Source organism: Bacteroides sp. Ga6A2 (assembly GCF_000702225.1).
In the GTDB taxonomy this organism is placed as follows: Bacteria; Bacteroidota; Bacteroidia; order Bacteroidales; family Bacteroidaceae; genus Ga6A1.
On sequence record NZ_KL370873.1, the window covers coordinates 133,932 to 144,637 of the forward strand.

At 37.8% G+C, this 10,706-nt stretch carries 9 protein-coding genes; 8 read left to right on the forward strand and 1 reads right to left on the reverse strand.

Translation table 11 applies throughout. The features are described from left to right. The 8 genes from T538_RS17400 to T538_RS18520 all read left to right on the forward strand — a co-directional run. On the forward strand, nucleotides 1-683 hold a 683-nt coding region (locus tag T538_RS17400), incomplete at its 5' end, for a BspA family leucine-rich repeat surface protein (protein WP_155993296.1). Between the two features lie 8 nt (nucleotides 684-691). After that, nucleotides 692-1,975 (forward strand): BspA family leucine-rich repeat surface protein, encoded by a 1,284-nt coding sequence (locus T538_RS0115350; protein ID WP_081835025.1) that lies wholly within the window; start codon nucleotides 692-694, stop codon nucleotides 1,973-1,975. An 8-nt stretch (nucleotides 1,976-1,983) separates the two neighbouring features. Beyond that, nucleotides 1,984-3,237 carry a BspA family leucine-rich repeat surface protein gene (locus T538_RS0115355; RefSeq protein WP_081835024.1) on the forward strand — a complete coding sequence of 418 codons (1,254 nt, stop codon included), beginning with the start codon at nucleotides 1,984-1,986 and terminating at the stop codon, nucleotides 3,235-3,237. Nucleotides 3,238-3,245: 8 nt separating this feature from the next. Continuing rightward, nucleotides 3,246-4,319, forward strand: coding sequence for a BspA family leucine-rich repeat surface protein (locus tag T538_RS0115360; protein ID WP_081835023.1), 1,074 nt, complete (start codon nucleotides 3,246-3,248; stop codon nucleotides 4,317-4,319). Nucleotides 4,320-4,327: 8 nt separating this feature from the next. Continuing rightward, nucleotides 4,328-5,362, forward strand: coding sequence for a BspA family leucine-rich repeat surface protein (locus T538_RS0115365; protein WP_081836773.1), 1,035 nt, complete (start codon nucleotides 4,328-4,330; stop codon nucleotides 5,360-5,362). A gap of 8 nt (nucleotides 5,363-5,370) precedes the next feature. Then, on the forward strand, nucleotides 5,371-6,957 hold the full coding sequence (locus T538_RS0115370) for a BspA family leucine-rich repeat surface protein (RefSeq protein ID WP_081836774.1): 1,587 nt from the start codon (nucleotides 5,371-5,373) through the stop codon (nucleotides 6,955-6,957). Between the two features lie 8 nt (nucleotides 6,958-6,965). Then, nucleotides 6,966-8,492, forward strand: coding sequence for a BspA family leucine-rich repeat surface protein (locus T538_RS0115375; protein WP_081835020.1), 1,527 nt, complete (start codon nucleotides 6,966-6,968; stop codon nucleotides 8,490-8,492). A 27-nt stretch (nucleotides 8,493-8,519) separates the two neighbouring features. Beyond that, nucleotides 8,520-8,972: a hypothetical protein gene (locus T538_RS18520; RefSeq protein ID WP_031535049.1), complete on the forward strand. Its 453-nt coding sequence runs from the start codon at nucleotides 8,520-8,522 to the stop codon at nucleotides 8,970-8,972. Nucleotides 8,973-9,540: 568 nt separating this feature from the next. Here the strand turns inward: T538_RS18520 and T538_RS0115385 are convergent. Next, complete coding sequence (locus T538_RS0115385) at nucleotides 9,541-10,335, reverse strand: hypothetical protein (protein ID WP_197025803.1); 795 nt, start codon at nucleotides 10,333-10,335, stop codon at nucleotides 9,541-9,543. Nucleotides 10,336-10,706: the final 371 nt, after the last annotated feature.

Consider the following 10,706-nt stretch of genomic DNA (forward strand, 5'->3'; position numbering starts at 1 on the left):
GCGGAATGTTCAATGATTGCTATAATCTGACAACACTTGATGTGAGCAAATTCAACACCTCTAATGTCACGACAATGTTTTGTATGTTCAGTAGTTGCGAAAGCCTTAAAAGCATTGATGTGAGAAACTTCGATACTTCCAAAGTAACTATAATGGACTTTATGTTCTCTGAGTGCAAAAGCCTGACAAAACTTGATGTAAGAAATTTCAATACATCAAAGGTAACTGGTATGAAATTAATGTTCTGTGACTGCATCTGTTTGACGGAACTTGATGTGAGCAATTTCAACACTTCTAATGTCACGACAATGTTATGTATGTTCAGTAGTTGCGAAAGCCTTAGAAGCATTAATGTGAGAAACTTCGATACTTCTAAAGTAACGGATATGAGTTGTTTGTTTTCGTATTGCGAAAGCCTTACAAGCATTGATGTTAGCAGATTTAATACTTCGAACGTAACGTATATGAGTTGTATGTTTGACGGCTGCAAAAACCTAAAAACAATTTACGTTGGAGATGGCTGGAACACAAGCAAGGTTGAAAACTCAGAAGATATGTTTGACGATTGCACCAACCTTGTTGGTGAAAAAGGAACAACATTCGATTCGGAAGTAATAGACATAACTCGCGCAAAAGTAGACGGCGGAAAGGAAAATCCCGGATATCTTACAACAAAAAAATAACATAGATTATGAAACATATTTTTACCATTCTACTAAGTATTATACTTTTGGGCACAAGCCCTGCGTGTGCATTGCAACAAGAAGCCTATGCGGTAATGTCGCCAGACGGCACAACGCTAACTTTCTATTACGACACAAAGAAAGCATTTCGCAAAGGAACAGCGTATGAGATAAATGCAGAAGACAGCATTCCTAAATGGTCGAAATTTGATGAATACTCAAATCCAAAGAATCCAAATTTTACGACAGTAATTTTTAACAATTCGTTTAAAAACGCTCGTCCTTTATCGTGCGCATATTGGTTTGCCGGCTTCAGTAGTCTGACAAAAATAGAAGGCATCAGCAATCTTAACACTACTAACGTAACGAATATGAGTTGGATGTTCGAAAGTTGCGAAAAACTAACTACACTTGACGTGAGCAAATTCAACACTTCTAATGTTACGAATATGAGTAGAATGTTCTATGGTTGCTATGAGCTGACAAACCTTGATGTCAGAAACTTCAATACCTCAAAAGTAACGGATATGAGTGGAATGTTCGAGTATTGCGAAAGGCTAACTACACTTGATGTAAGCAAATTCAATACTTCGAAAGTAACGAATATGAGTGGTATGTTCAATAGTTGCTATGCGCTGACAAACCTTGATGTAAGCAAATTCAATACTTCGAAAGTAACGAATATGTGTAGTATGTTCTGGCATTGCGAAAAACTAACTACACTTGACGTGAGCAAATTCAACACTTCTAATGTTACGAATATGAGAAACATGTTCCATGGTTGCGAAAAACTAACTACACTTGACGTGAGCAAATTCGACACTTCTAATGTTACGAATATGAGTGGAATGTTCGCTTATTGCGAAAGTCTAACTACACTTGATGTAAGCAAATTCAACACTTCGAAAGTAACGGATATGGGTGAAATGTTCTGGGTGTGTAAAAATCTAACTACACTTGATGTAAGCAACTTCGACACCTCGAAAGTTACGTATATGAGATTCATGTTCGAATATTGCGAAAGGCTGACAACACTTGATTTAAGCAAATTCAGCACCTCGAACGTAACGGATATGATACGTATGTTCTGTGATTGCAAAAACCTAAAAACAATTTACGTTGGAGATGGCTGGAACACAAGCAAGGTTGAAAACTCAGAACTTATGTTTTCCGATTGCACCAACCTTGTTGGTGAAAAAGGAACAACGTACAATTATAAAAAAAGAGACATAACTCGCGCAAAAATAGACGGCGGTAAGGAAAATCCCGGATATTTCACAGCTAAGAAATAACATAGATTATGAAACATTTTTTTACCATTCTACTAAGTATTATACTTTTGGGCACAAGCCCTATGTGCACTTTGGCACAAGAAGCCTACGCAATAATATCACCCGACAACAAAACGCTCACTTTTTATTACGACAACAAGAAAGCATCCCGACAGGGAACAGCGTTTGAGTTTGACAAAAACATTAGAGTTGATGAGGACGAGCCAGTTATGGCAATTGACTCTTATGGTATAGTCGCTGGTAACGGCATGATGGGATTCGAAAGCAAAAGACCACGTATTGAGATAATTACTACGGCTATTTTTGACAATTCGTTTAAGAACGCTCGTCCTACATCGTGTGCATATTGGTTTGCTGGATTTAAAAAACTAACAAAAATAAAAGGCATAGAAAATCTGAATACATCAAATGTAACAAATATGAGCGGAATGTTCTATCAATGTAATAGTCTTATAAGCCTCGACGTTAGCAGATTCAATACTTCGAAGGTTACGAATATGCGCGAAATGTTCTGTAATTGCGAAAGCCTTACAAGCATTGACGTTACCAACTTCAACACCTCTAAAGTAACGGATATGGAAAAAATGTTCTATGCTTGCGGAAAACTGACAAGTCTTGATTTGAGCAGATTCAACACCTCTAAAGTAACGAATATGTGCGAAATGTTCCATTACTGCAGAAGTCTTACAAGCCTTAACGTTAGCAAATTCAAGACTTCAAAGGTTACTGATATGAACTGTATGTTCGCCAGCTGTAATTGTTTGACAACACTTGATGTAAGCAAATTCGATACATCTAATGTTATGTATATGGACAATATGTTCATTAATTGCACGGAACTAAAAGAACTTAATATCGGCAGTTTCAATATATCTAATGTTGATAACATAAGCGGAATGTTCTGCAGTTGTAAAAATCTGACAAGCATTGATGTAAAAAACTTCGATACTTCGAAAGTAACGGATATGAGTAGTTTGTTTTCGTATTGCGAAAGCCTTACAAGCATTGATGTTAGCAGATTCAATACTTCGAACGTAACATATATGAGTTGGATGTTCCGTGGCTGCGAAAACCTAAAAACAATTTACGTTGGAAAAGGCTGGAACACAAGCAAGGTTAAAGACTCAGAAGATATGTTTAGAAATTGTATCAACCTTGTTGGTGGCAAAGGAACAAAGTTCAATCCGGAAGTAATAGACATAACTCGCGCAAAAGTAGACGGCGGAAAGGAAAATCCCGGATATCTCACAGCTAAGAAATAACATAGATTATGAAACATATTTTTACAATTCTACTAAGTATTATACTTTTGGGCACAAGCCCTATGTGCGCTTTGGCACAAGAAGCCTATGCAATAGTATCGCCTGACATGATGTCGCCAGACAAAACAACACTCACTTTTTATTACGACAACAAGAAAGCATCACGCAAAGGAACGGCGTATGAGATAGATGCAGAAGGTAGCATACCGAAATGGGTTAAATGGTTTAAACGTGGTGAAAACTCATATCCACTGAATCCAGACTTTAAGACTGTTGTTTTTGACGAGTCGTTTAAAGACGCTCGACCAGTATCGTGCAGATGTTGGTTTGCCGGTTTTTTTAATCTTACAAAAATAGAAGGTATCAGCAATCTTAATACCTCGAATGTAACCGACATGAGTCGGATGTTCGATGACTGCAATATGCTTACAACCATTGACGTTAGTAAATTCAACACTTCAAAGGTTACAGATATGTGCAAAATGTTCAATGGTTGCCGTGAACTGACAACACTTGATGTGAGAAACTTCGACACATCAAATGTAACAGATATGAGCAAAATGTTCTATGGTTGCTGTCTTCTGACAACACTTGATTTAAGTAATTTCAACACATCTAAAGTAACAAATATGAAAGATATGTTCTTGCAATGCCTATGTCTAGCAAACATTAATATGAGCAACTTCAACACCTCGAATGTAACAGATATAAGCGGAATGTTCTTTGATTGTGGCAAATTGACATACCTTGATGTTAGCAAATTCGACACTTCGAATGTAACAAATATGAACTATATGTTCTGGAATTGCAAAAGTCTGACAGAAATAGATTTGAATAACTTCGACACTTCGAAAGTAACGGATATGAACTGCACGTTCGAAAGCTGCAAAAACCTAAAAACAGTTTACGTTGGAAAAGGCTGGAACACAAGTAAGGTTGAAAAGTCAGAAGGAATGTTTAAAAATTGTACCAACCTTATTGGTGGCAAAGGAACAAAGTACAATCCGGAAGTAATAGACAAAACTCGCGCAAAAGTAGACGGCGGAAAGGCAAATCCCGGATATCTCACAGCTAAGAAATAACATAGATTATGAAACATATTTTTACAATTCTACTAAGTATTATACTTTTGGGCACAAACCCTGCGTGTACCCTGGAACAAGAAGCCTATGCGGTAATGTCGCCAGACAGTACAACGCTCACTTTCTATTACGACAACCAAAAAGCATCTCGACAAGGAACAGTTTATGAAATTGAGAAAGACATAGCTACTACTTTGGTTGTGCATACACAGCAGAAAGAAACAACGTACGAGATGAAAAAAAAGTACATCAATCCTAAATGGGTGAAACTTACAGAAGACTCATTACCTGATAACGAAAACTTTACGACAGTTGTTTTTGACAATTCGTTTAAGAACGCTCGCCCTGAATCGTGCAGATATTGGTTTGCCGGCTTTCGCAGTCTGACAAAAATAGAAGGCATCAGCAATCTTAACACATCGAATGTTACGAACATGTATGGAATGTTCTATAATTGTAAAAGTCTGACTAAACTTGATGTGAGGAACTTCGACACTTCAAAGGTAACGAATATGGGTGGAATGTTCTTTGATTGCATCTGTTTGACTGAACTTGATGTGAGCAATTTCAACACTTCAAAGGTAACAGATATGCATGGAATGTTCTTTGATTGCATCTGTTTGACTGAACTTGATGTGAGCAATTTCAACACCTCGAATGTTACGGATATGCTTGGCATGTTCTCTAATTGCGAAAATCTAACAAGCATCGACGTTAGTAGGTTCGACACCTCAAACGTAACTGATATGAGTTGGATGTTCGATGACTGTAAAAGTCTTACAAGCATCGATGTTAGCAACTTCAATACCTCAAAAGTAACTTATATGCATGGAATGTTCCGTGATTGCGAGATACTAAAAACGATTTACGTTGGAAAAGGCTGGAACACAAGCAAGATTGAAGACTCAGAAAATATGTTTGAAAATTGTATCAACCTTGTTGGTGGCAAAGGAACAAAGTTCAATCCGGAAGTAGCAGACATAACTCGCGCAAAAATAGACGGCGGAAAGGCTAATCCGGGATATTTTACGGCTAAAAAATAATTAGTTTTATGAAACATATTTTTACAAAGTTACTAAGTATTATACTTTTGGGCACAAGCCCTGTATGCGCTTTGGCACAAGAAACCTATGCAATAGTATCGCCAAACGACACAACGCTCACTTTTTATTACGACAACAAGAAAGCATCTCGACAAGGAACGGCGTATGAGTTTGACAAAAGAGTTGATGAGTACGACAAAAGCATTAGAGTTGATGAGGACGAGCCAACTATGGTAATTGACTCTTATGGTATAGTCGCTGATAACGGCATGATGGGATTAGAAAGCAGAAGACCACGTATTGAATTAATTACTACGGTTATTTTTGATGAGTCGTTTAAGAATGCTCGCCCTGTATCGTGCTCATATTGGTTTGGCGGATTTAGTAGTCTGACAAAAATAGAAGGCATCAACAATTTTAATACCTCGAATGTAACGGATATGCATGGTATGTTCTATGGGTGCTATAGTCTGACAACACTTGATGTTAGAAACTTCAACACTTCTAATGTAACGGATATGCATGAAATGTTCTTGAATTGCAAAAGTCTTACTAACCTTGATTTAAGAAACTTCAACACCTCGAATGTTACGAATATGCATGGCATGTTCTATGGGTGCTATAGCCTGTCAACACTTGATGTTAGAAACTTCAACACCTCGAATGTAACGGATATGCATGAAATGTTCTTAAATTGCAAAAGTCTTACTAACCTTGATTTAAGTAACTTCAACACTTCTAATGTAACGGATATGCATGGCATGTTCCTAAAGTGTAAAAGTCTGACAAATCTTGACGTTAGCAAATTCAACACTTCAAAAGTAAAATACATGAGAGATATGTTCAACGGTTGCAACAGTCTAACTAACATTGATTTGAGAAACTTCGACACTTCTAAAGTAACAAATATGGGAAACATATTCTTTGGTTGCAACAGTCTGACTAACCTTGATTTAAGAAACTTCAACACTTCTAATGTAACGAACATGGGAAACATGTTCATTGGTTGCGAAAGTCTGACTGAACTTGATTTGAGAAACTTCGACACTTCTAAAGTAACAAATATGAACAGAATGTTCGGGGAGTGCAAACATCTGACAACACTTGATGTCAGCAATTTCGACACATCGAACGTAACGACCATGTATTGCATGTTCAGTAGTTGCGAAAATCTGACAAGCATTGATGTTAGCAAATTCAACACATCGGACGTAAAGGATATGAGTTGGATGTTCGACAATTGCGAAAGCCTGACAACACTTGATGTTAGAAATTTCGACACATCGAACGTAACGACTATGAGTGGAATGTTCGGAGGGTGCAAAAGTATGACAAGCATTGATGTTTGCAATTTCGATACTAAAAATGTAACAGATATGGAGAAAATGTTCTGTGATTGCGAAAAACTAAAAAAAGTTTACGTTGGAGACGGCTGGGATATAAGCAAGGTTAGAAAGTCTGAAGGAATGTTTAAAAATTGCGCCAACCTTGTTGGTGGCAAAGGAACAACGTTCGATTCGGAAATAATAGATATAACTCGCGCAAAAATAGACGGCGGAAAGAAAAATCCCGGATATTTCACAGCTAAGAAATAACATTAATTATGAAACATATTTTTACAAATCTACTAAGTATTATACTTTTGGGTACAAACCAAGCGTGTGCATTGCAACAAGAAGCCTATGCAGTAATATCGCTCGACGGCACAACGCTAACTTTCTATTACGACAACAAGAAAGCATCCCGCAAAGGAACGGCGTATGAGATAAATGCAGAAGACAGCATTCCTAAATGGGTGAAATGTGTGAAAAGGGCGGAATTCCTAGATCCTGAGAATCCCAATTTTACGACAGTAGTTTTTGACGAGTCGTTTAAAGACGCTCGCCCTTTATCGTGTGCAAAATGGTTTGCTGGATTTAGAAGTCTGACAAAAATAGAAGGCATCAACAATCTTAACACTTCTAATGTAACGAATATGAGCGACATGTTCCTTGATTGCGAAAGTCTGACAAGCCTTGATTTGAGAAACTTCGACACCTCGAAAGTAACGGATATGAATTTGATGTTCTATAATTGCGAAAGTCTGACAAGCATTGATGTGAGAAATTTCGACACATCAAACGTAAAGGATATGAGCGGAATGTTCGGATGTTGCGACAATCTGACAAGCATCGACGTTAGCAGATTCGACACCTCAAAAGTAACCGATATGGCTATAATGTTCTTTGGTTGCGACAACCTGACAAGCATTGATGTTAGCAAATTCGACACCTCAAAAGTTACTAATATGAAAAGTATGTTCGAAGGTTGTGAAAGTCTGACAAGCCTTGATTTGAGAAACTTCAATACCTCGAATGTAACGAATATGGAGCATATGTTCGAAGGTTGCGAAAGTCTGACAAGCATAGATTTAAGCAATTTCGACACTTCGAAAGTTACGACTATGTATAAGATGTTCGTTGAGTGTAAAAGTCTGACGAAACTTGATTTGAGTAATTTCGACACATCAAACGTAACTAATATGAGTTTTATGTTCAATTTTTGCGAAAGTCTAACTAACCTTGATGTTAGAAACTTCAATACTTCAAAGGTAACAAGTATGTTTTGGATGTTCTTTGGTTGCGAAAGTCTGACGAAACTTGATGTGAACAAATTCGACACATCGAACGTAACGGATATGAATAGCATGTTCGACGCTTGCAAAAGTCTGACGAAACTTGATGTGAGCAAATTCGACACATCGAACGTAACTGATATGAGTCATATGTTCAATGGTTGCGAAAGTCTAGCAAGCCTTGATGTGAGAAACTTCAATACATCAAAGGTAACAGATATGAGCAATATGTTCTGTGACTGCATCAGTTTGACGGAACTTGATGTTAGCAATTTCGATACTTCAAAAGTAACAGATATGCAAAATATGTTCAGTTATTGCGAAAACCTAAAAACAATTTACGTTGGAAACGGCTGGAACACAAACAAGGTTGAAGACTCAAAAGAAATGTTTGCCAATTGTCCCAACCTTGTTGGCGGCAAAGGAACAAAGTTCAATCCGGAAGTAACAGACATAACTCGTGCAAAAGTAGACGGCGGAAAGGCAAATCCCGGCTATCTTACGGCTAAGAAATAACATTCAAATCCTTCAAAAAGAACTATTATGAATTTTAGATTTTTTTTCGTGATTGCAAGTTGTTTTGTTACGCTTTTGTGCAATGCACAAGTTCAGGTATCAACTAAACAGTTGGTTGGAACTAAGTGGGAAGTAGTAAAACGCAGGATAAGGAATAAAGAAGAAAAGCCTATACAAAAGAACACTGTTGAATTTAGTATGGACTCATATTGTGAAAGTATATCCATGTTAACAAGAAATGAGACCAAACATTTCGATAAGCCATACTATGTATCCGACACTGAACTTGCAGATAGTGTTTTTAACAGAAAGAATGTAGGCATAAATCTCAAAGGAAAATACATCATCGTATACAATAACAAAACAAAGAAGGCAACATGCCATACAATCGTTTCATTTAATGACGATGAGATGGTTCTATACCATAAAGCTGGCGAATATAAAATGGACTGCTACGTTACATACAAACGTGTAAAGTAGATTATACGCGAGTTCGGGATTTTATTCAATGCATTTCTTACTTTTATAACGTGTAATTTACTGATTTTATTAAAAAAAAGATATAATGCTGATTGTCTGTATATTATAGACGCTGGAAGCGTCTCCGCTTAATAACCGTAGGTTGGAACAACCTGCGGAAAAAAGACGTCATAGGTGGCAAGCACTCTGAAAGAGTGCCCCATCTGTTACTATGGGCGACCGCTTTCAGGGTCGATGATATTCTTGTCATTTCAGTCCGCAGATCCTACGGATGCTGCGGTTACTGAGAGGTGACGCTTTCAGCGTCATTCTGAATAATCACTTTATGATATAGCAGAATGGCATTTCTTACCCCGAACTCGCGTAATTTATAACACAAAGAAAGAGTAGTTCACCCAACACGATGGACTACTCTTTCTTTTGCCAAATCACATAATTATCGGCAGTAGAAAAAATACGACTTGCCGTATTCTTGCGCCCTTTCGGTAGCAAGCGAACGGAGGTCGAGTGCGGAAATTCGGTTTAAAACGAGAATTGTCAACTGTCAACTGTGAATTGTTAATTGTAATCACACTTCAACAATAAATGTTTTGAAAAGATCTTCATCTTCCTTACCGTCAACAAAACAGCAAACCTCTATTTTGTACTTTCTCTTTCCAACCTTCGTAACATCGCTTACACTTCTTGTAATATGCACATGGTCGTTTTCTCTTTCAAAATCTTCAGTTACACTTACTGATTTTATTTCCTTACCTGTTGAATATTCATAGAAATCGACGGATAAAGCCACGTTTTCTGCATATCCTATTAAGATATCATCTTCAGGATCTTCGTAAAAGCAAGGACCATTGATTTCTTTTTCAAGATTCAGATTTTTGTAGTCCATGTAATCAAACCGCTCTCCGCCACCAGTTGTAGCCCAAGTATAGATAAGATAATCCTTAGTCCACCGCACTCCAAAGCATGCCCATCCCGGCTCACATTCGGCAACAACCTTGCCAGACTGCAAATCGTACAAGGTTATAAGAAATGCCGGACTCTTATCTGGACGATGGTACACAAGCATCTTCTTGTTATCGGGCGAGACATAGAAATTCTCAATCAGCTCCCAGTTTTTGAAATGCGTTATCTGATTGTCACGCTCGTCGAAAATCTGCTGGCAGTACGACTTTCCGTCTATTCTGTATTTTGGCTCCCGTTTTTCGCAAGCAGAAAAAGCAAAAGCCAACAATATGGTTAAGAACAAATTTTTCATTTCTGATTCTTCGTTACGATGTTGTTTTTTCAGCGGTGGGAATTCTTGCGCCCCTTCGGTACAAGCAACCATAGGTCGAGCGCGGAAATTCAGCTGAACGGTAGTCATCCTATTCCTATTCTCAACCATTAGTCTACCCTTATAAACTCTTCCCCGTATCTTCTGGCTTGCTTGAATCTATCTTGAATCTACCTTCCTTCTTGCTTCCATCTTGCTACCTTCTTGCTACCTTCTTCCTACCTTCTTGCTACCTTCTTGCTACCCACCATTTTGTATTTACCAAAAGAATAATTTGCGTTATAATTGTCCTCCATAAGTCCTCAGCAATTATGAATTGTGAATTTTCAATTATGAATTCTTTGGCTACCATTTGAATTGCTTCCCCGTACCTTGGACGTACCTTGGACGTACCTTGGACGTACCTTGGACGTACCTTGGACGTACCTTGGACGTACCTTGGACGTACCTTGGACGTACCT